Origin of the sequence: Amycolatopsis sp. NBC_00345 (assembly GCF_036116635.1) — a bacterium.
Classification (GTDB): Bacteria; Actinomycetota; Actinomycetes; order Mycobacteriales; family Pseudonocardiaceae; genus Amycolatopsis.
The window spans coordinates 6,663,006-6,683,881 of the sequence record NZ_CP107995.1 but is presented as its reverse complement, the minus strand read 5'-3'; the positions used below and the strand labels follow the sequence as shown (position 1 = coordinate 6,683,881).

Annotated in this window: 14 protein-coding genes and 1 pseudogene; 9 read left to right on the top strand and 6 right to left on the bottom strand. The window is 72.0% G+C overall.

Annotated elements, in window-relative coordinates; all coding sequences use genetic code 11:
• The first annotated feature begins 346 nt into the window (after positions 1–346).
• A complete protein-coding gene (locus OG943_RS29835; RefSeq protein ID WP_328604246.1) occupies positions 347–1,282 on the top strand; it encodes a hypothetical protein in 936 nt (311 codons plus the stop codon).
• 58 nt (positions 1,283–1,340) lie between these two features.
• Here OG943_RS29835 and OG943_RS29830 read toward each other — a convergent pair whose 3' ends face one another.
• Both OG943_RS29830 and OG943_RS29825 read right to left on the bottom strand, forming a co-directional pair.
• Positions 1,341–2,261, bottom strand: a complete 921-nt coding sequence (locus OG943_RS29830; RefSeq protein ID WP_328604245.1) for an alpha/beta hydrolase family esterase — start codon at positions 2,259–2,261, stop codon at positions 1,341–1,343.
• 95 nt (positions 2,262–2,356) lie between these two features.
• The gene (locus OG943_RS29825) at positions 2,357–3,565 is read right to left on the bottom strand and encodes a glycoside hydrolase family 3 N-terminal domain-containing protein (protein WP_328604244.1); all 1,209 of its coding nucleotides are present in this window, start codon (positions 3,563–3,565) and stop codon (positions 2,357–2,359) included.
• A 166-nt stretch (positions 3,566–3,731) separates the two neighbouring features.
• Here OG943_RS29825 and OG943_RS29820 point away from each other — a divergent pair, with 166 nt between their 5' ends.
• From OG943_RS29820 to OG943_RS29800, 5 genes and pseudogenes are all read left to right on the top strand, one after another.
• A complete protein-coding gene (locus OG943_RS29820; protein WP_328604243.1) occupies positions 3,732–4,325 on the top strand; it encodes a helix-turn-helix transcriptional regulator in 594 nt (197 codons plus the stop codon).
• Positions 4,326–4,339: 14 nt separating this feature from the next.
• Positions 4,340–5,608: an extracellular solute-binding protein gene (locus OG943_RS29815; RefSeq protein ID WP_328604242.1), complete on the top strand. Its 1,269-nt coding sequence runs from the start codon at positions 4,340–4,342 to the stop codon at positions 5,606–5,608.
• A gap of 40 nt (positions 5,609–5,648) precedes the next feature.
• Positions 5,649–6,545 (top strand): carbohydrate ABC transporter permease, encoded by an 897-nt coding sequence (locus OG943_RS29810; protein WP_328612182.1) that lies wholly within the window; start codon positions 5,649–5,651, stop codon positions 6,543–6,545.
• Positions 6,542–7,369, top strand: a complete 828-nt coding sequence (locus tag OG943_RS29805) for a carbohydrate ABC transporter permease (protein ID WP_328604241.1) — start codon at positions 6,542–6,544, stop codon at positions 7,367–7,369. The genes OG943_RS29810 and OG943_RS29805 overlap by 4 nt, the downstream gene beginning before the upstream one ends.
• A 232-nt stretch (positions 7,370–7,601) precedes the next feature.
• Positions 7,602–8,276: pseudogene (locus OG943_RS29800) on the top strand (DUF222 domain-containing protein); the annotation flags it as partial.
• 444 nt (positions 8,277–8,720) lie between these two features.
• Here OG943_RS29800 and OG943_RS29795 read toward each other — a convergent pair.
• From OG943_RS29795 to OG943_RS29785, 3 genes are all read right to left on the bottom strand, one after another.
• Entirely contained in the window at positions 8,721–9,797 is a 1,077-nt protein-coding gene (locus OG943_RS29795) for an alpha/beta hydrolase family protein (protein ID WP_328604240.1), read from the bottom strand.
• Positions 9,798–9,878: 81 nt separating this feature from the next.
• Positions 9,879–13,574, bottom strand: a complete 3,696-nt coding sequence (locus OG943_RS29790) for a BTAD domain-containing putative transcriptional regulator (protein WP_328604239.1) — start codon at positions 13,572–13,574, stop codon at positions 9,879–9,881.
• Between the two features lie 196 nt (positions 13,575–13,770).
• Positions 13,771–17,040: a BTAD domain-containing putative transcriptional regulator gene (locus OG943_RS29785; protein WP_328604238.1), complete on the bottom strand. Its 3,270-nt coding sequence runs from the start codon at positions 17,038–17,040 to the stop codon at positions 13,771–13,773.
• Positions 17,041–17,378: 338 nt separating this feature from the next.
• Here OG943_RS29785 and OG943_RS29780 point away from each other — a divergent pair, with 338 nt between their 5' ends.
• The 3 genes from OG943_RS29780 to OG943_RS29770 all read left to right on the top strand — a co-directional run bounded on the left by OG943_RS29780 (position 17,379) and on the right by OG943_RS29770 (position 19,126).
• Positions 17,379–17,642 carry a WXG100 family type VII secretion target gene (locus OG943_RS29780; protein ID WP_328604237.1) on the top strand — a complete coding sequence of 88 codons (264 nt, stop codon included), beginning with the start codon at positions 17,379–17,381 and terminating at the stop codon, positions 17,640–17,642.
• 2 nt (positions 17,643–17,644) lie between these two features.
• On the top strand, positions 17,645–18,007 hold the full coding sequence (locus OG943_RS29775) for a WXG100 family type VII secretion target (protein ID WP_328604236.1): 363 nt from the start codon (positions 17,645–17,647) through the stop codon (positions 18,005–18,007).
• A 483-nt stretch (positions 18,008–18,490) separates the two neighbouring features.
• The gene (locus OG943_RS29770) at positions 18,491–19,126 is read left to right on the top strand and encodes a helix-turn-helix transcriptional regulator (protein WP_328604235.1); all 636 of its coding nucleotides are present in this window, start codon (positions 18,491–18,493) and stop codon (positions 19,124–19,126) included.
• 157 nt (positions 19,127–19,283) lie between these two features.
• On the opposite strand, the gene OG943_RS48475 is transcribed toward OG943_RS29770, so the two are convergent.
• Complete coding sequence (locus tag OG943_RS48475) at positions 19,284–20,831, bottom strand: cell division protein DivIVA (RefSeq protein WP_442874582.1); 1,548 nt, start codon at positions 20,829–20,831, stop codon at positions 19,284–19,286.
• Positions 20,832–20,876: the final 45 nt, after the last annotated feature.

Here is a 20,876-nt window from a genome sequence, read left to right as displayed (position 1 = left end):
ACTGACTCTTGCCGAGGCGGCGGAGGCTGCACGGCGCGGGGATTTCGCGGGGGCGGTGCGGCTGCTGGAGCAGGCCGGTGGCCGGGGCGGTGGTGGCGGTGGTGGCTTGGCGCGGGGTGGTCGCGGCGGGTCGGTGGGGGATGACTCTGGTGGCGGTGGGCGCGGTGGGCGCGGCGCGGTGGGGGATTCCTCTGGCGGTGCCGGGCGAGGTGGCGCTGGCGGTTCGGCGGGGGATAGCTCCGGCGGCGCTGGCCAGAGCGGCAGCGGTGCCCAGGAGGGGGGCCGTTCCGGCGGTGCCGGGCGGGGCGGTCGCGGTGGTCCTGAGGGGGACAGCGCGACCGCCTCGGTGCCCAGCGGTGCCGAGGCGGCACCAGGCGGCGGCAACCCGTGGCCACATAGCGGCAACCCGTCGTCAGGCGGCAGCAACCCGTCGTCAGGCGGCAGCAACCCCTGGCCAAGCGGCGGCACCCCGTGGCCCAGCGGTGCCGAACCGGCGCGACTGAACCTGCTAGCCCGGGTCCACGCCCAGTCCGGGAACCTCGACGCGGCCGACGCGGCCTGGGCGCGGCTGCTGGAGCTGGTGCCGGACGAGCCGTCGGCTGTGGCGGGGCGGCGGCGGGTGGCGCGGGTGCGGTCGGCGTGGGGCCGTCGGCGGCGGTTGCCCTGGCGGGCGCTCGCGGCGGGCGCGGCCGTGATCGTGGTGGCGGGAGGTGTGGTGGTGTTGACGGTGCCGTTCGGGGCGGCGCCGGCGGTCGTCTCGGGGTCGGCCGCCGGCGCGGCGCCCGCGGGAGCCGCCGCGTCGAGCCTGCAGTCCGAGCTGGACCGGCTGAACGCCGCTAAGTCCCGCGACGCCGCCGCGGCCGCCGCGCGCCAGGACCAGCTCGCCGCGCTCGCCAAGGCACTGGGCGCACCGGGCGTCCACACGTCACCCGGCGAAACGGACGTCTCGGTGTCTTTCGACGCCGGCCTCTTCGGCCCGAACGCGACGTCGCCGAGCACCGAGGGCCGCCGGGCGCTTCAGCAGTGGGCTGAAGTCCTCAAAGGACAGTCAGTGCGCGTGACAGTGCTGGGTCACGGTGTCACAGTCGCGGGCGGCCCGGCCACCGGCGGCTCGACGATCGCCCTCGCGCGGGCGGCCTCCGCGGCCCGCGTCCTGGCCACCGCGAGCGGCCTCCCGCTGACCGCGTTCGCGATGGGCAGCGCCGACCAGTCCACCTCCGCCCACCCGGACGGCGACCCGGGCGCCAACCGCACCGTGACGCTGCTGGTCACCCCCGCCTGACCTGCTCGTGAGTGTTTATGACGGTTAGAACCGTCATAAACACTCACGAGCCGGCCGGCTACCGCACCGGCAGCGGATGCGTGCGGAAGAACTGCCAAATCACCGGCGTGGCGTCAATCGTCGTCGGCGTCGCGGAGTCCAGGTTCGGCTTGGTGCTCGGCCAGACGTGCCCGGCGTGCTGGACCTGGAAGTGCACCAGCGAGCAGCCGAGCCACCACCGCGTCACGACGTCGCGCACCGGTGAGAACTCCAGCGGACGCGGGAAGCAGCCGTCGCGGGAGGCCCAGCCGGCCAGCCAGTCCGGAATGGACGGCAGGCCCTTCGCCGGGTTGCCGCCGTACGGGATGGTGGTGTCGGCCGTGCCGTGGAAGTCGATCAGCGGTGCCTTGCGCGACGGCTCGCACGCGCCGCCCTGCGGGTAGAACGCGCCCGAAACCGGGGCGAACGCCGCGATCCGGCTCGGGAGCCGGCAGGCGAGCACCCCGACGAAACCGCCGCCGTTGGACTTGCCCGCGGCGTAGATCCGGGCCGGGTCCACGCACAGCTGCCGCTGCAGCGCCGTGAGCAGGTCGCTGGTGAACAGCACGTCGTCCACCGGGGCGGAGTACGGCGCGCCGGTCCAGGCCGACTCGCCGTCCGTGCCGGTCACCCCCTGGGGGTATACCGCGATGGCGTCCGTCTTCGAGAAGCCCGACAGCTCCTCCTGATACGCCGAGGTGCGCCCGTGCCCGTGGAACGACAGCACAAGCGGGTACGGCCGCCGCGCGTCGTAGCCGTCCGGCACGTGGATCAGGTATTCGCGGGCGATGCCGCCGGACGTCAGATGACCCGTGCCGTCGGACGGCGCCGGTTTGCCGCAGCCGGTGGTGGCCACCGGGCGGTCGACGATCCCCGTCGGGGCCGCGGCGGCCGGAGCGGCGATCAGACAGCTCAGCCCGAGCGCGACAGCGGCTCCGGCGAGAAGACGTTTACACGACACTCGATCCTCCTTGATCGACCCGGCAAGCGGGACCAGGATCACACCGAAGACCGAGGAAAGCGGCGTTGCGTTCATAGAGTTCACCCCGTTTGGGCTCAGCCGCAGACGCCCTTCGACGTCAGCACCCGCTGCACCGAGGCGGCCACGCGGTCCGCGGGCAGGTCCCCGTCGGCGACCGCCCTCGTCAGCCGGTCGAGCACCTGGCCGACGTCGCCCGAGCCCGAGGAGAACAGGGCCTCGTCCGCGCCCGACTGCAGGGCCTTGAGCACCGCGTCGGGCAGGGAGTACTGGTCGGTGATCGCCTTCATGCCGCCGAGGTCGTCGGTGATCACCGGGCCGGTGAAGTGGTACTCGCCGCGCAGGAGCTGGTACGCCGCGGGGGAGATGGACGCGGGCACGCCGTCGGTCAGGCCCGGCACGTCGAGGTGGCCGACCATCACCTCGACCTTCCCGTACTCGGCGATGTTGCGGTACGGCTGGAGGTCCACCTGCCGCAGCCGGTCCAGCGGCGGCGTGGTGACGGTGCCCTTGTGCGAGTCGCCGGAGCCGTGGCCGTGCCCGGGGAAGTGCTTGAGCACCGGCGTGACGCCGCTCTGGCGCAGCCCGTTCGCGAAAGCCATCGCGTACGCCCGCACCTTCGCCGGGTCCGGGCTGTACGAACGGTCGCCGATCACCGCGTCGGCCGGTTCGTCGCTGACGTCCGCGTCGGGCGCGTAGTCGACGGTGACCCCGCGGGCGCGCAGCTGCTGCCCGCGCTGGACGCCGAGCGCGCGCACCTCGTCGGGCGTTTTGGTGGCGGCGAGTTCGCGGGCGCTCGGCAGCGAGCCGTCGAGATCGTCGATGCGCTGAACGCGTCCGCCCTCTTCGTCGACGGCGACCGACACCGGGATCTTCGCGGCCGCTTGGACGGCGTTCAAAGCCCCATTCTGCAACAGCGTGGTGTTATTACCACCTACGAAGATTCCGCCGATCTGCTGGGACTTCACCAGGCTCACCGCGGCGGCCGGATTTCCGGCGTCGACCCCCGGCACGACGAGCTGGGCGACCTGCGCGCGCACGTCCATCGAGGAGATCAGTGAAGCGCACGCCGAAGCCGGTGGAGACGACGTCGTCGCGGGTGGCGGTAACGAAGTCGCCGCAGGTGGAGACGTCACCGAGGAGCCGCCGGCGGAGGGCGCGGCCGCGCCGGGCCGCGCCATCGCGGTACCGGATATCGTGGGCGATGCACACCCGGACAGAATGCCGGAGAGCAGCAGGGCCGCGAGGATTCCCACTGGTAGCCGCTTCCGTGCGTGCGCCTTCATGAATTCCTTACGAGTCCGCCTGCGGTGTGCCTGTCGACGGTATCCGAAGCCCAGGTCGTCCCTGGCTTCGCGTCGTGAAGAATGGCTTCACGACCGCTAGAGAATTCGTGAAGGCTCCCTCCGCACACTGGTGCCACGGGATAGGTGTTCCTTCAGGGAGGTAACGATGGATCAGGTCAGGGTGGCGGCGTGGGCTTCGGACCCGATCGCGCTGGCGGGGCTCATCGAGCACCTCCGGTCGTGCGACGAGGTCCAGGTGGTCCCGGGGCAGCGCCGCGGTGAAGCCGCCGTGCTGGTGTTCGCCGCGAGCCGCGTGACGCCCGATGTGAAGGCCGCCCTGCGGGCCGCCGCGTCCGAGACGCCCGCCGCCATCGTTCTGGTGGCCGGCCACGTCGAGGCCGAGGAGCTGCCGGAGCTGGCCGCGTGCCACGTCGCCGCAGTGCTGCCGCGCGAGGCCATCGCGGGCGACAAGCTGGTCAAAAGCATCGTCGCGGCCGCGACCGGCCGGGAGAGTTCGCTGCGCGACCTGCTGGGACAGGCACAGAGCCTGCAGCACGCCGCGGGCGGCGCCGCGCTGTCGCCGCGCGAGGTCGACGTGCTGCGGCTGATGGCCGAGGGCTGGGACACCGCGGAGATCGCGGGCAAGCTCTGCTACTCGGAGCGGACCGTGAAGAACGTCATCTACGGCATGACCAATAGGCTGAAGCTGCGCAACCGACCGCATGCCGTCGCCTACGCCCTGCGCGCAGGTGTTATCTGAGGGAAGCTCACCCCGTGCGAACGCTGACCCGACGCCCGGCCGTCGCTGTCCTGACGACCGCGCTCCTCCTGCTCGCGTCCGCCTGTGGTGGCTCCGACGCCACAGCCGGCAAGATCAAGCTGACCGTCGCCACGTTCGGCGAGTTCGGCTACGGGCCGCTGTTCGCGGAGTACCAGAAGCAGCATCCGAACATCGAGATCCAGAGCCGGGTCACCGACTTCGACACGCACTTCAAGACCCTCGCCACCCAGCTGGCGGCGGGCCGCGGCGCGGCCGACGTCGTCGCGGTCGAGGAGCAGTACATCCCGCAGTACATCCGGGCGAAGGACAAGTTCGTCAACCTCGCCGACTACGGCGCGGACCAGCTGAAGAACCAGTGGTCCCCGTGGAAGTGGGCCCAGGGCACGGACGGGAACTACGTAATCGGCCTCGGCACGGACATGGGCAGCCTCGCCATGTGCTACCGCCGTGACCTGTTCGGCCAGGCCGGCCTGCCGACCGACCGCGCGGCCGTCGCGCAGCTGATGCCGACCTGGCAGGCCTACGCCGACGTCGCCGACCGGTTCACCGAGAAGCTGCCGAAGGTGAAGTTCGCGGACTCCGCGGGCACCGTCTACACCGCGATGCTCAACCAGTCGCCGCAGAACTACTTCTCCGCCAAGGACGATTCCTACATCGCGGACACGAACCCCGCCGTCCGCAACGCTTTCTTCCTCGCCGGCGGCATCGCGCAGAAGGGCGAGACCGCGGCCGCCACCACGTACACGCAGGCGTGGAACGTCGCGATCAAGCAGGGCTCGTTCGCCACCATCGCCTGCCCCGCGTGGATGCTCACCCAGATCAAGGAGGCGGGCGGCGACGGCAACACCGGGAAGTGGGACGTCACCACGGTTCCGGGTGCCAGCGGCAACCAGGGCGGCTCGTTCCTGACGATCCCGAAGCAGAGCGCGCACCCGCAAGAGGCGTACGACCTCGCGCGCTGGCTGACCGCGCCGGAGCAGGAGAAACGGCTCTTCCTGTCCGACGGGATCCTGCCGAGTGAACCGCCGGCCTACAAGGACCCGCAGGTCGTCGCCCACACCGACCCGTACTTCTCGAACGCGCCGGTCGGGCAGCTCTACGCCTCCTCGGCGGACACGCTGCGCCCCAACTATCGCGGCCTCCACGACGCCGACGTGCGCCCCGAGTTCGGGCGCGCCCTCGGGCGGATCGAGGACAAGTCCGAGAACGTGCAGCAGGCCTGGGACGACGCGGTCAGAATGGGCCGCGCGGCGATCAAGTAGCCCCACGGTGCTGCGTGAACGCCGGCCGGCGAGGTCGGCCCTGCTGGCGAGGTTCGATCGGAAGGGCACGCCCTTCCTGTTCATCGCCCCGTTTTTCGCCGTTTTCGTGGTTTTCGGCGCGTTTCCCCTGCTCTACACGGCGTGGGTCTCGCTGCACCGCTGGGACCTGCTCGCGGGCGACGAGGGCGGCTTCGGCTTGGCCAACTACGGCGAGCTGCTCGCCGATTCGCGCTTCTACAACGCGCTTTTCAACACCACCAGCATCTTCCTGCTCTCCGCGGTCCCGGAGTTCTTCCTCGCGCTCGGCATCGCGGCGCTGCTGAACCGGCCGCTGCGCGGCGCGACCTGGTGGCGCACCGGGGTGCTGCTGCCGAACGTGGTGTCGGTGGTGGCCGTGGGGCTGGTGTTCGCGCAGCTGTTCAGCCGCGACTACGGCGTGGTCAACGAGGTGCTCGGCTGGTTCGGCGTCGACCCGATCTCGTGGCAGGCCCGGCAGTGGTCCTCGCACCTGGCCGTGGCCACGATGGTGATGTGGCGCTGGACCGGGTACAACGCGCTGATCTACCTGGCCGCGATGCAGGCGGTGCCGCAGGAGCTGTACGAGGCGGCGGAGCTGGACGGCGCGTCGCGCTGGCGCTCGTTCTGGTCGGTCACCGTGCCCGGCATCCGGCCGACGATCGCGTTCACCGCCGTGGCCGGCACCGTGAACGGCCTGCAGCTGTTCGCCGAGCCGCAGCTGTTCGACCCCACCGGCTCGGCCGGCACCGGCGGTAACGACCGGCAGTTCCAGACGCTCACGATGTACCTGTACGAGCAGGGCTTCGGCAAGTTCGACGCCGGCTACGCGTCCGCGCTGTCCTGGGTGATGTTCGTGTTCTGCGCGGGGTTCGCGGTGGTCAACTACCGGCTGGTGCGCCGGTTCGTGAGCGCGTCGTGAGGACCCGCGGCCGGGCGGGCGGCTGGGTCTACGTGGTGCTGGTGGCCGTGGTCGGCGCCTCGGTGTTCCCGCTGTACTGGTCGTTCGTGGTGTCCACCCGCGACGACTCGGCGATCGGCGACACCTCGCCGGTGATGCTGCCGGGCGGCCACTTCTTCGAGAACGTGCGGCGGGTGTTCGACACCGTCGACTTCTGGCAGGCCATCGGCAACTCGCTGATCGTGTCGACCACGGTGATGGTGTCCAATGTGGTCCTCTCGAGCCTGGCCGGGTTCGCCTTCGCGCGGCTGAGGTTCCCGGGCCGCAACAGCCTGTTCCTGTTCGTGGTGGGCTCGGCGATGGTCCCCGCGCAACTCGGCGTGATCCCGCTGTACCTGGTGGTCGGCGACCTCGGCTGGTACGGCCGGCTGGAGGCGGTGATCGTGCCCGCGCTGGTGAGCGCGTTCGGCGTATTCTGGATGCGCCAGGCCTGCGAGGGCGCGGTGACGCGCGAACTGGTGGACGCGGCCACTGTGGACGGTGCCTCGGTGGTGCGGACGTTCTGGCACGTGGCCGTCCCGGCGCTGCGGCCACAGGCGGCGGTACTCGCGATGCTGACCTTCATGGCCACCTGGAACGACTACTTCTGGCCGCTCGTGGTGCTCGATCCGAACCAGACGCCTACTGTGCAGGTGGTGCTTTCTCGGCTGGCTAGTGGGTATTACACGGACTACGCGCTGATGTTGACTGGCGCTACGTTGGGTGTGCTGCCGGTTATTGTGCTGTTTTTATTGTTGGGGAGATATGTTGTTCGGGGGATTTTGAAAGGCACTGTGTACGGCTGAGTGCGACCGGCTTTTGTTCACTCGATTTGGTGACGTTTTTGGTGGGTGGCGTCGGTAAAATTGTGGGGTGAGTTGTTATAGAGATGCTGCTTCCGATGTTTTGTCTCGGATTCATGAACGGGCTGTCCGGGTGGCGCAGTTGGAGGCCGAGCAGGCCGCTGATGTCGCGTTGTTCGCGGCGACGGGTGGGTCTGCCCGGTCGGTGACGGCCGAGCTGGCGTTGGAGCTGTCGATGACAGAACGGCGTGCTGGGGCCGATGTCGCGTTGGCGCAAGCATTGACAACCCGGCTACCGGCGACGTTCGCGGCTTTCCGGCGTGGGGAGATCGATGCTTTCAAGGCGCGGATGGTTTTCGAGCCGACCATTGCCCTGTCTGACGAGATGGCCGGTCAGGTCGACGCGATTGTCGCGACCCGGTTGGCGGGGAAGAATCCGTCGTCGTTGCGGGCCGCGGTGAATCGGGTGGTGCAAAAGGTGGATGCCGAAGGATACGAGCGAAGATCCCGCGCGCGACGGCGCGACCGTAATGTCTGCCTGATTCATCAGGACGAGACGATGTCCACGTTGCTGTGTGATCTGCCCGTGGAACAAGCCTCCGCGATCTACACTTCCCTCGACCACCAAGCACGAAGGCTGCGTCGCGGAGGCGAGTCCAGGACGTTGGACCAGTTGCGTGCGGATGTCCTGGTCGACCGGCTGCTGAACCGGACACCGGGCGACAGCGGCATCAAATCCGTTGTCTACCTGTATGTGGACCTGGCGACGCTGGCCGGACTGAACGAAGACCCCGCCGAACTATCCGGCTGCGGCACCGTCCCGGCGTGGCTGGCGCGGGAACTCGCCACCGACCCGAATTCGGTGTGGCGGCGGATCATCACCGAACCCGACACCGGGCAGGTCCTCAGCGTCGGCCGCACCCGCTACCGCCCACCAGCCTCCCTTGCGGACCTGGTGCAGGTGCGGGATCGGGTGTGCCAGCACCCGGATGCCACCGCCCGTCGCAGTACAGCGATATCGACCACACCCGCGACTTCGCAAAGGGCGGCCAGACCGCTGAAGACAACCTTGGCCCGCGCTGTCGGCGCCATCACCGCCTCAAAGACGAACCAGGCTGGTCCTGCACCACGGCGCCCGGCGGTGACGGCACGATCACCACCCCGACCGGCCGGGTGTACGCGACAAAACCACCACCACTGCACGAAAACCGGGCGAAGGACACCGGGGCCGGGCATGAGGCAGCCGCCTGACCTGGCAAACAGTGCGGAACCTCCAAAACCGGCTAGGCGGGGCCTGTCCTCGAAGTCCAGCCACTCCAGTCGCTCCGGCAACCTCACATCCACCCCACCCAGCTCACCGCCACTTCAGAATCCGATCAAAGAACCCAGCGATCACAACCCGCTGAATCGCCGTACTACGCGCCGGATCGATAGTCCCGATCCGGAGCTTCCGCACATCCGGCAGCGCATCCAGCTGAGGTACGATCGACTGCAAGTCGGTATAGCTGTAATGCATCGCACCCGGCAACGTGACGTCGCGCTTGTAACCAGAAGTGTGCTCCCACAAGGACTCCCAAGAAGCCGACGTCAAGTGGCTGCGCGCCTGCCCATCGCTGGTGCTGCCCGCGGAGCCCATCAGCAGCACCGGCCGCGTGACGCCGTCGGCGCCGGCGCGGGTCGGCTGGTGGCCGTTGACGTCGTAGGCGAGCCAGCCGTCCAGGTCGGCGGCGGCGTCCACTCTGGGGTCCTCGGTGGTGATCTCCGCGGACGTGTCGCCGCCGAAGGAGTGGCCGAACATGCCGACGCGTGAGAGGTCCATCGCCGGGGCCAAGCCCGCGAGCGTGGGCAGCCGGTCGAGCACGAACCGCGCGTCCGCCACGCGCGTCCGCAGTCCGGCGGGGAGGTCGTCGCCGGACTGGCCCAGCACGATCCGGCCGCCGGGGAACTCGACGAACGGGGCCTCGCCGGTGTGGTCCATGGTCACCACGACGTAGCCGCGGCTGGCCAGATCCTCCACTGTGGACGTTCCGAGAGTGCGCAGCGAGCCCCAGCCCGGTGAGTAAAGCACCACCGGCCAACGGCCCTCGGGCCGCGCCCCCGCGTGGGCGTGCGTGCGGACACCGGTCCAGTCGACCTGCCCGCGCTGCACGCCCATCGCGGCCGCGCCCTGGTCGAACACGGCCGCGGACTTCTCCGACAGGTACGGCGTCAACGGCTCCCCGGCGGGCCGCGCCGGGTACCAGACGCTGATCATCAGCTCCCGGTCACGCACAGGGTCGACGAGCCGGATGTCGCGCTCACCGATGGCGTGCGGACCGGTCGGCGCGGGCAGCCGGAACGTCTCCTGGGCGTGCGGTCGCGGCGTCGCGTGAGCCGCGGCAGGGACGGCCAGCAAGCCCAGCGCCATCAGCGCGGTCAGTGTTTTTCGCATGCCGGGACTCTGCCGCGCAGCCCACACCAGCCGCTTCCGCCGCCGGTCACCGGCCGCCCCCGACTTTCGTCGAGGGCGCGGTCAGCTCGTGCGGCGCGCCACGGCGTTCGCCACCCCGCTGCGCGAAGGCGACTCCAGCTTCCCGAGCAGCCGCGCCACGTGCGCCTGCACGGTGCGACGCGGCAGGGCCAGCTCCGTCGCGATGTCCGGGTTCGAGCGGCCGGCCGCGACGAGCGTCGCGATGCGGACCTCGATCGGCGAAAGCGCGTCCCAGCCGAAGCCCGGGCGGACCACGGAGAACCGCGAGCCCTGCCGGACGCCCAGGTCCAGCAGGCGCTTCTCCGCCCGCTGCAGGTCCCACCGCGCCGAAAGCGACGTGTACAGCTCGGCCGCCTCGTCGAACGCCGCGTGCGCGCCGACCATGTCACCGGTCTGCGCGAGCAGCACCGCGGCGTCTTCCAGCGCGCTCGCCAGCTCCGGTTTCCGGCCCACCGTGCGGAAGTGCTCAACGGTCTCCAGCACCGGCCCGGGGTCGCCGTCGATGAGCCCGCGGCACCACAACGTGGCGGCGGCCGCGCGGGCCGGCTCACGCTCCTTCGCCGACTCCTCCTCGCAGACGGCGAGCGCACGCTGCGCGCGGTCGAGGTCGCCCGCGTCGAGTGAAAGCCGCACGAACATCGGCAACCACTGGTGGCGCAGCATCATCTGCGCGTACGTCGGGTTCAGGATCGGCTCGAGGATCGTCAGCGCCTGCTCGACGTCGCCGCGCTGGAGTGCCACGAGGGAGTGCGCCACCAGCAGGAAGTCGAAGCTCTCCCGCTCGGCGCCCGTCGCCGGCGCGTACTCCTCGGCCGCGTCGAGGTGCGCCGCGGCCTGGCCCCGCTCACCACGGCGCGCCGCGATCAGCGAAGCGACGCCGTGCAGCAGCAGCGCCGCCGCGCCCGGCTCGCGCAGGCCGTAGAAGGTGATCGCCGGCCCGTCCTCGGTGACGGTGTCCAGCTCCACCAGCGCCTCGTCCCACCGGCCCTCCCAGTACCGGTGGACGGCGACCGAGACCTGCAGCCCGATCGGCATCGAGTGCCGCAGCGCGATCTCGCCCGCGGCGCGCAGCGTCCGGTCGGCCTCGCCGAGCCGGTCCAGGTTCTGCAGCGTGAACACGCGGTTGTCCAGCAGGTCCAGGTGCTGGTCGGCCAGCTCGTGCTCGTCGCCGACGGCGGCGATCGCCTCGTCGATGTGCACCAGCGCGCTCGCGTGGTGGCGCCGCACGGAATCCACCAGCCACAGCGTTTGCAGCGCGTGCGCGGTCAGGTAGCGGTCGCCGTGGGCGTCGGCGCGGGCGGCGTACGCGTTGGACTCGGCGACGTCGAGGTCGTCCAGCCCGCCGCGGCGGAAGTTGGCCAGCAGGTGCCGGTGCCGGACGCGCCAGATCTCCGGCACCGCCGGGTCCTCGGCCGCGTGGCCGAGCGTCTCGACGGCGAGCGCCCCTTTGCCCTGCCGGAACCGGATGGCGGCGAGGAGGTGTCGCATCTCGGCGACGTTTTCCGGGTCCTGGCACAGTAAGAGAGCCTGCTCGGCCAGCGTCTCCGGGCTGCGCTCCAGCCGGAACAGCACCTTCACCAGCGCGGTGATCAGCACCTCGCGCCGCGGATCGGCGGGGGCGCACGCGGCCAGCGCTCGTTCGAGCAGCTCGACGGCGATCAACGGCGCGCGGTTCGACACGGCGGACTGGTTCTCCGCCAGCCAGTCGAGCACCCAGGGGTCCACTGTGGACGGCGCGGCCACCAGCTGCTCCGCGACCCGCTTCACCGGCGCGCCGATCCGCGCCAGCGCCTCGGCCGCCTGCCGGTGCAGCGCGGCGCGAGTGCCCGAGAGCAGCCGGCTGTAGAGGGCCTGGCGCAGCAGGGGATGGCGGAACGCGAGCTGGGTGCCGGTGTCGATCAGCACGTTCGCGGCCACGCCCTCTTCCAACGGGCCCAACAGGTCCGACGGCCGGATGCCGAGCACGGCGGCGATGTCGCCGACCGCGAACTCCATGCCCAGCAGCGCGCCCCAGCGCAGCACGTCCTGCGTCTCCGCCGGCAGGAAGTCGAGCCGCCGGTTGACCGCCGCGACGAGCGAGCGCGGGGTCTCGAACTCCGCCGGGTCGTCCACGTCGGCGTGCCCGTGGTCGACCTCGACGGCGCCCGCGCGGACCAGGACGTCCACCATTTCCTTGACGTACAACGGGTTTCCGGCAGCACGCGCGGCCAGCTCGCGCAGCCCGGGGCCGGGGTCGGCGCCGAGCAGCTCTTCGATCAGCCGGGCCACGTCGTCGGTGACGAGCGGGGCCAGGTCCAGTACCACGCCGTCGCGCTGCTCGACCCCGCGGCGCAGCTGGGCGAGCTCGGCGCGGTCGGGGGCGGGCCGGGTGGCGGCGACCAGCAGCAGGGGCAGCTGCCGCGTCGCGGCGCAAAGCCGGTGCCACACCAGCACACTCGACTCGTCGGCCCACTGGAGGTCGTCGATGATCAGCACCAGCGGGGCGTTCGCGCACAGCTCGTCGACCAGGGAGAGCAGCCGGTCCACGGCGCCGAGCACCGGATCGCTGGTACCCCAGGTGCGGCGCGCCGGCTGGTCGCCGGTCAGCTCCTTGGCCACGCGCGCCCGGCGCGGGTCCGGCGACGAGGTGTCGATGGCCAGGCACTCCATCATCACCTGCAGCGGGAACCGGATGCTCAGCTCGTCCGCGGCCACCCAGGCGACCTGCAGGCCGGTGTCGGCCGCGTGGCCGAACCCGCTGGCGAGCAGCTCGGACTTGCCGATGCCGGGCTCGCCCTCGATCCAGACGGCGCGCCCGCGCCCGTCGCGGACCTCGTCGAGCAGCTCGGCCAGCCGCCGGGCCTCGACCTCGCGGCCGAACAGCGGGCCGTCGGCGCCGCCGTGCATCGCGCGGCTGATCCGGGTCGGCAGCACGGACACCGGCGCCGGCTCCGGCGGCGCGGCCTGGCGGGGCAGTTCGAGGGCGGGGTCCTGCGCGAGGATCCGCCGCTGCAGCTCACGCAGCTCGGCGCCCGGCTCGACGCCCAGCTCGGCGCGCAGCGTGGCGCGGGCTTCGCGGAAGACGTCCAGCGCGTCGGAGGGCCGCCCGCTGCGGTAGAGCGCGAGCATCAGGGACTCGTGCAGCGGCTCGTGCAGCGGGTGCTCGCCGACGAGCACGGTCAGCTCCGCGATGAGGTCCTGGTGCCCGCCCAGCGCGAGAACGGCTTCGGCCCGGCGTTTGAGCGTGTCCAGCCTCAGCTCGGCGAGGTGCTTGCGGTGCCGCTCGGCGAATTCGCCGGGGACGCCGGAGAGCGCTTCCCCTTGCCAGAGCGCGAGAGCGGCGTCGAGCGAGGCCGCCGCCTTCTCGTGGTCGCCGTCGGCCGCGTACTGCTGGGCCTGTTCGCGGTGCTGCTCGAACACCGCCGCGTCGAGCTCCTGCGGATCGAGGTCGAGCGAGTAGCCCGCGGCCTCGGACACCAGCACGCTGGCCGCCGCCCACCGCGTCCGCTCCGGCTCCAGCGCGCGCCGAAGCCCGGAGACGTACGTGTGCACGCTGCCTTCGACGCTCGCCGGCGGCGAGTCGCCCCACACCCCCGCGATGAGTTCCCCGCGCGGCACGGAACGCCCGGCGTTGACCGCCAGCATCGCGAAGATGGCACGCTGACGAGCGGGCCCGAGCCTCACTTCGGCTCGACCGCGCCACGCCCGCAAAGGGCCGAGCACGTCCACCCGCAATACGTTGTGCCCATCCCCTGGCATGTCGTTCCATTCGACGTACCGGTCTGACTTCGGCGAGCCTACCGGGAGCGGATCACGTTGCGGCACCGCGCGACCCCGTCGATCCACTGTGTCCTGCGGACAGTTTCCCGATAGGGGCGACCAAGGCGCTCACATGAGCGGGATTGGTGTGCAGTGGCCGGTTTTCCCCATTGAATCGGCCGGTTTACCCGCCGGTTTATTCGCCCGCGGCCCGCCGCACGGGGTTGGCCCGGCGGATCCCGAACGGCAGCATCCGCCCCTCGGCCCGCCGCACGTCCCACGCCGCGCCCAGCGACGTGTAGCTCGTCAGCGCCGTCCGGAACGCCGTCCGCGCCTCGTCCAGCCGGCCGCACTCGGCGAGCAGGATCGCCGCGTCCTCGTTCGCCCGCGCGTGCTTCAGCACCCGCCCGGCGAGCTCGTAGTGCGCGGCCGCCCCGAGGATCGCGTCCGGGTCCGCCGTGACCAGGCCACGGCAGTGCGCCGCCGCGGCCGCGTGCGCGGGCGGCATGTCGGCCGTGTCCCCGGTGCCCATCATCCGCAGCGCCTGGTGCGCCCGCTGGTCGCCGAGCTGCACGGCCAGCCGGGCCAGGTCCGGCAGCCACTGCTGGCGGGCCGACGGCGGGTACCCGGGGTCCAGCAGCGGCGAGAGCGCCGCCAATGCCGCCTCCGGCTGTCCCTCCAGCTCCGCGAGCTGTGCCTCGGCTGCCAGCAGGTAGTCGCCGCCGTTGGGCTCCAGGTCGTTGGGCCAGTGCTGCCGGGAAGCCGCGTCCAGGTGGGCGCGCGCTTCCTCCGGCTCGTCGCGGTGCCCGGCGATCAGCGCGCCGACGCCGTGCACCAGCAGCGCCGAGCCCGGGCTGCGCAGCACGTACGACGCCGTCTCCGCGCCGCCCTTGATCACCGTGTCCAGCTCGGCCAGTGCTTCGGGCCAGCGCCCGCGCCAGTAGTAGTGCACGGCGCCGGCCAGGTGCATTTCGCCGGGCACGGCGCGCGTCGCGGCGAGCCGGCGGGCGGTGTTCAGCGGCTCGGCCACGTCGTCGAGGCCGTCGAGGACACCCAGCTCGGACAGGTCCGGCTGGGACGTCTCGTCGGCGGCCAGCCGCTCGATCGTCACGCGCAGGGTTTCGTGGCGGCCGCGCCACATCTCCGGCACGTTCGGGTCGGCCAGCGTGCGCCGGACCTCTTCCGCGGCCTCGGCGAACTCGCCCCGCCGGTAGTAGATGTAGGCCAGGATCCAGCGCATCTCCGCGGCCTGCCTGCTGTCCTCGGTGCGCGCCACCACGGACCGTGCCTCGGCTTCGGGCTCGCGGCCGAGCCAGAACAGCAGCCGCGCCAGGGTGGCGGTGAGCGGCTCACGCGCGTCGGCGGGGAGCGTGCCCTGCGTGACGACGTGACGCAGCAGGTCGACCGCCATCCGCGGCGAGCCGGTGGCGACCGCGCCGATGTGCTCCAGCAGCCAGCCGGTCACCCACGCGTCGATCTGCACGGGCGCCGCCGCGAGCTGCTCGGCCACCCGCTCCGGCGACGCGCCCGCGCCCTGGAACGCCTCGGCCAGCTGGCGGTGCAGCGCGACGCGCATCGCGGCCGGCGTCTTCTCGCAGAGCACCCGGCGCAGCAGCGGATGCCGGAACTTCAGCCGGTCGTCGGACTCGACGAGCACCCCGGCCGCGAGCGCCTCTTCGACGGCGCCGACCAGTGCCGTCGCCTGGCGCTCGGTGGCGATCGCGATGTCGGCGAGCGAGAACTCCTTGCCCAGCAACGCCGCCCAGCGCAGCACGTCGCGCGTGCCGCTGGAGAGGAAGCTGAGGTAGAGCGTGATGCGGGAGCCCAGCGGGGACGGGATGCTGCGGCAGCTGTTGCCGTCGACGATGGCGTGCGCGCCGTCCAGCAGGATCATCGAGTTCGACAGCAGAGTCTCGACGGTTTCCTTGGCATAGCGCGGGTTTCCCGCGGCGTAGGAGATCAGGATCCGCAGCACCTGGCCGGGCGGGGCGCCGGTGAGGTCGGCCGAGAGGTCGCGTACGGCGCTCTCCGGCAGCGGTCCGAGCGCGAGCACGTCGGCGCCCTCGGACGCCAGCTCCGCGCGCAGGTTGTCCAGTGCGGCGGGCCGCGGGATCGGCCGGCACGCGCCGATCAGCAGCAGCGGCAGCCGTCGCGTCTCACGGCTCAGGTAGTGCCAGACGCGCAGCGTGGTCTCGTCGGCCCACTGCAGGTCGTCGAGCACGAGCACCAGCGGCTCGTCCGCGCACAGCTCGCGGACCAGCCCGAGCAGGCCGTCGGCCGGGTCCTGGTCCGGGTTCTCCGCAAGCGCCACGGCCAGCTCGGCGCGCCGCAGGTCCGACGCCCGCGGGTGCACGCCCAGCGCGTCGAGCAGCGGGCGCAGCGCGAACCGCTGGTCCAGCGCGTCGGCCGCGGCGAACAACGGCTTGCAGCCGGCTTCCTGGGCCATGGCCAGTGTTTCGGCCAGCAGCGCGGTCTTCCCGATGCCCGGCTCGCCCTCCACCCAGACCGACCGGCCGAGCCCGCTCGCCAGCCCGGCGACGGCCTCGCGCACCAGCAGCGTCTCGTCGGCCCGGTCGAGGAACACGTCCGGGCGCTGCGGCAGCACGGGCACCGGGAACCGCGGCACGCGGGCGGGCGCCGGCGACGGCCGGGGCGCGGACGGCGGGGCCGCGGGCTGGGACTCGCCGGTCAGGATGCGCTCGTACAGCTCGCGCAGCGCCGGGCCGGGCTCGGTGCCGGACGCCTCGATCAGCCGGTCCCGCACGTCGGTGTAGACGGCGAGCGCCTCGGTGCGGCGGTCGCCGGCGTCCAGCGCCCGCATCAGCAGGCCGCGCAGCGTCTCCCGGAACGGGTGCTCCTGGGTGAGCGCGGCCAGCCCGGCGACCAGCTCGCCGTGGCCGCCGTCGTTGAGCACGGCCAGCGCCCGCCGCTCCACGGTCGCCAGCCGCAGCTCCTCCAGCCGGGCGCGCTGCGCGTCCGCGAACGGGCCGGGCAGCCCGGACAGCGGGGTGCCGTGCCACAGGCCGAGTGCCTCGTCGAGCACCTGGCGGGCCGGCCGGAGCTCGTCGGCGGTGAGGTGGCGATGGGCTTTTTCGCGCAGCGCCTCGAAGTGGTGCACGTCGATGGTCTCGGGCTCGACGCACAGCGAGTAGCCCGAGCCGATGGACGCGAGCAGCTGCGGCCCGGTGCCCCGGGCGCGGCCGGGCTCGAGCACGCGACGCAGGCCGGAGATGTAGGTGTAGATGCTGCCCTGGGCGCTGGCCGGGGGAGCGTCGCCCCACACCGCGTCGATCAGCTCCTCGCGCGACACCGTGCGGTTCGGCGACATGGCCAGCACGGCGAAGACCGTGCGGCGATGAGCGGAGCCGAGATCGAGTTCCGTGTCCCCGCGCCAGGCCTTGACCGGACCGAGCAGCTGGACCCTCGGCGCGGTGAAGCCTGGCCCCGCGCCGTCCGCTGCCGACATGGGTCTCCCTTCACGCGCTGACGGATCGTCACACGCCGGATGCCAGTGGTGAGCTTACGCCCGAAACGGTGACGCGGCGGCCTCGGGGAGGGTTGCGCGCCCGGCCCGATTTCCCGATTGTCCGATCCCCGCGTTTCAGCCATCCGGCCTAGCGGCGAACGGCAGGAAAACTCCCCTGGACCACGGCAGCGGCAAGGCAGGGGCCCGGCAGGCAAGGATCACCGAAAATCGGGCATAGCACCTGGGCCCGGAGTACCACCAGAGCCGGTCGTTGGATCACTCTCGGTGGTGCCCCGCGTGCCCCTCGCACGCGGGCTGGGGAAGTGGCGAGGAGAGGCATGCTGGACACAGCGGGGCAGTTCGCCCGGGCGATCGAATCAGCCAACGCGCACTTGCGTCAGGTCAATACCGAGATGGCGGTCCTGCAGACGTCGTGGCGGGGCGAGGCCTCGGTCCGGTTCGGCCAGGCGATGAACGAATGGGAACAGCAGTTCGACGTGATCGTGCGCCGGCTCGAGGACCTGATGGCGGCCACCGGCGGCGCGAGGTCGGGCGGCGGGGACCGGACGGGGTCCTGGACCGGCGGCCTGAACGGGATCTGAGCGTGACGGACGGCGGTTCCGATTTCAGCCACGCCGACGACATCCTGGACCGGATGGGGGAGACGACCGGAGGCCTCCGCGCCGTGATGGCCGAGCTGGAGTCCACTGTGGAGCAAGACGTGGCCGGCTGGCCGCCCGAGGCGCAGGAGCGCTACCGCGCCGCGAAGCAGGAGTGGACCGCCGCGCTCGCCCGGATGCCGGAGTGCCTGGACCGCGCCCGCGACGCGTTCGAGGAGATCGCGGGCAGCTCCGGGACGGGGCCGGGCACTGGGTTGGGTCCTGGGCAGCCGGGCACGGGGACGCCGGGTCTTGAGCGGTCGGGGGGTGAGCCTGGGCGGCCGGACACTGGTCTGGGCCGCGGGTAGCGGGTGGCCTGATGTCGGGGCCGGGGCCGGGGCCTGATGTCGGGGCCGGGCGACGGGGCACTGGGCTGGGCCGTGGGTAACGGGCGGCCTGGCGCTGCGCCGGGGCCGGGCGACGGGGCCGGGCGGCCGGACACCGGACTGGGTCCCCGGGCCGCGGTCGGCCGGATGCTGCAGCGGGTCCGGGCACTGGGCCGGAGACCGCGCGCGCCCGGACACTGAGCCTGGGCGGCCGAGCGCTGTGCCGCGCCACGGGTGGCGGGCGGCCGGGCACTGGTCGGCCGGACGTTGGGCGGCCTGGCACTGCACCGGGTGGCTCGGCGGGCCGGTGAAGGTTGCCCGGAAGTCCTCGTGAAGTCCGCTGACCTGGGCCGACGGCCACGTTCTTCACTATCTCCACGGCCCGTGGAGATTCGCGGGGAGAAAACGTGAAGTCGCGCACGCGAGACTGACTGCCGTCAACGTGGAGTGGTGGTAGGAGTACTCGTGAAGCTCGTCAAAGTCGCTGTTCTCGCCTCGGACCCGATCACCAAGGCCGGCGCCGCGAGTCTGCTGGGCACCCGCACCGAGCTGCAGGTACTGCCCGAGGACTCGGCCGCGCAGGCCGACGTCGTCCTCGTGATGGAGGAGCACGTCACCGACCGCGTGCTGACGCGGGTGAAGGAGCTCGGCCGCGAGTCCGAGCACCTGGCGGGCCCCGACCTGGTGATCGTCGCCGACCACTTCCGCGAGAGCGACCTCATGACGGCCATCGAGTGCGGCATCGTGGCGATCCTGCCGCGCCGCGAGACCGGCGGCGCCGAGCTGGTCGCCGCGGTGCTCGCCGCGGGCGACGGCACCGCCACCCTGCCGCCGCGGCTGCAGGGCGCCCTGCTCGGCCAGGTGCAGCGCATGCGCCGCGACGTGCTGGAGCCCAACGGCCTCACGCTGTCCGGCCTGGCCGCCCGTGAGTGCGACGTCCTCCGCCTCGTCGCCGAGGGTTTCGGCACCGAGGAGATCGCCTCGAAGCTCTGCTACTCCGAGCGCACCGTGAAGAACGTGCTCTACGGCCTGATGACCCGTTGCGGCCTGAACAACCGCGCCCACGCGGTGGCGTACGCCCTGCGCGCCGGCGCCATCTGAGTCTTCCTGTCCGCCCGAGTCTTCCCTGCCGGGGCGGCGGCAGGCGCGGAGCCGCCGCCCCCTTCGCCGGGCGGCGTCATTCGCCAGGTTGCTCTGGTGGCGTGGCCTGCTGGGCCCGGCCCGTCGGCGCATTCTCACGCTGAGCTTGATCGGGCGATCAGGACGCGGGCTTGCCCGCGGTCGGGGAGAGCGGCTTGCCGGAATTGTCACTGCCGGAGCCGGTCTCGGTGCCCGAGTTGCCGCCGTTGCCGGTGGCGGAAGTCTTGCCGTTGCCGGGGGACGGCTTCGGCTTGGGGCCGCTGGGCTTGACGAGGGGGTTGCCCGCCGCAGGCTTGACGACCGCCGCGGCCGGTGTGGTCGGCGAGTCGACCGATCCCGTTTCCGGCTTGGGCTTCGGTGCCGTCGAAGGCGCCGGGGACGGGGGAACAGCCGTGCCCGAACCAGCCGCACCGGCCGGGGCACTGGCCTTGGTGGCACCGCCATTGGCGGCTGCACCGGCAGCGGCACCGCCGCTGGCCGCGCCGCGGTTGGCCGAAGCGCCGCTGTTGGCACCGGCACTGCTGTTGGCACCGGCAGCGCCGCCGCCATTAGCGGCACCGCGGTTGGCCGAAGCGCCGCCGTTAGCGGCAGCACCGCCGTTGGCCGCACCGCGGTTAGCCGGAGCACCGCCGTTGGACGCGGCACCGGGCTTCGGTGCGGAAGGCGCTGCCGCCGGGGAAGTGCGGACCGGGGCAGGGCCACCGGCGCCGGTGGAGCCGGACGGGGTGCCGTTGGCCGCGGCGGGCTCGTCGCCGCCGACCAGTTTGGACGCTGACGGGATCACGGACTCCGCCGGCAGCGCGGTCAGCAAGCCTTCGCTGCGGCCGAGCACCTCGTCGGCCATCGCGAGGTTCTTGCGGGCCTGCTCGCGGATCTCGGCGAGGCGTTCGACCTTGCGCGTGGCCGCGGTGGTGCGCTGCGCGGCCTGCGTGGTCGCCTCGTCCAGCCGGCGCTTGGCCTCTGTGGTGGCCTCGTCGACGCGGCGCTTGGCCTCGGCCGTCGCCTCCGTGATCCGGCGCTCGGCCTGGTTCTTGCTCGCCGTGCGCTGGTCGGCGATGAGCTTCTCGTGCGCGCTGCGCTCCGCGGTGATCTTGTTTTCGAAGTCGCGCTCGATCTTGCGGCGCTTGCGCTCAGCCTCGTTGTCGAGCAGTTCCCGGCGCTGCGCCGCCTCGACGGTCAGACGGTGCACCTCCGCGCGCGTCTCTTTCAGCGCCTCTTCGTGCTCGGAGTGCAGCGCCTCGGCCTGCTTGTCCAGCTCGGCCACAAGTCGCGTGTAGCGCTCGCGCAGCTTCGTCGACGCCTCGGTGGACGAAGCCCAATGCTTCTCCGCCGCCACCTGCGCACGCTTCGTGATCTCTTCCGCGCGCGCCTGCGCGAGCTGGACGGTGCGCTGCATCCGCTCGTCCAGGTCCTCGAGCCGCTCCGGCGGCTTCATCAGCTCCTCGACGCGGCCCTGCAGCTTCGTCGCCTCGCCGCGGGCGGACTCCAGTTCACGCGCGAGCGTGTTTACCTGCGCCGCCGCCGCGTCGCGATCGCTCATCAGCCGGCGCAGCTGCGCCTCCAGATGATCGAGGTACTGACGCACCTCGTTGCGATCGAAGCCGCGCCAGGCTTCGGTGTACTCACGCCGCACGGGCAGGAGGCCGTTGTCTCGCTCGGGAACCATGCGCCCGACCGTACCCGCGCACATTGTGTCGCCGCCGTCAGGACT

Coding starts and splice junctions, on each gene's coding strand:
- OG943_RS29825 (WP_328604244.1), bottom strand. CDS start 3,565: ATGAAGGCGCACGCACGGAAGCGGCTACCAGTGGGAATCCTCGCGGCC.
- OG943_RS29820 (WP_328604243.1), top strand. CDS start 3,732: ATGGATCAGGTCAGGGTGGCGGCGTGGGCTTCGGACCCGATCGCGCTG.
- OG943_RS29795 (WP_328604240.1), bottom strand. CDS start 9,797: ATGCGAAAAACACTGACCGCGCTGATGGCGCTGGGCTTGCTGGCCGTC.
- OG943_RS29790 (WP_328604239.1), bottom strand. CDS start 13,574: ATGCCAGGGGATGGGCACAACGTATTGCGGGTGGACGTGCTCGGCCCT.
- OG943_RS29785 (WP_328604238.1), bottom strand. CDS start 17,040: ATGTCGGCAGCGGACGGCGCGGGGCCAGGCTTCACCGCGCCGAGGGTC.
- OG943_RS29780 (WP_328604237.1), top strand. CDS start 17,379: ATGCTGGACACAGCGGGGCAGTTCGCCCGGGCGATCGAATCAGCCAAC.
- OG943_RS48475 (WP_442874582.1), bottom strand. CDS start 20,831: ATGGTTCCCGAGCGAGACAACGGCCTCCTGCCCGTGCGGCGTGAGTAC.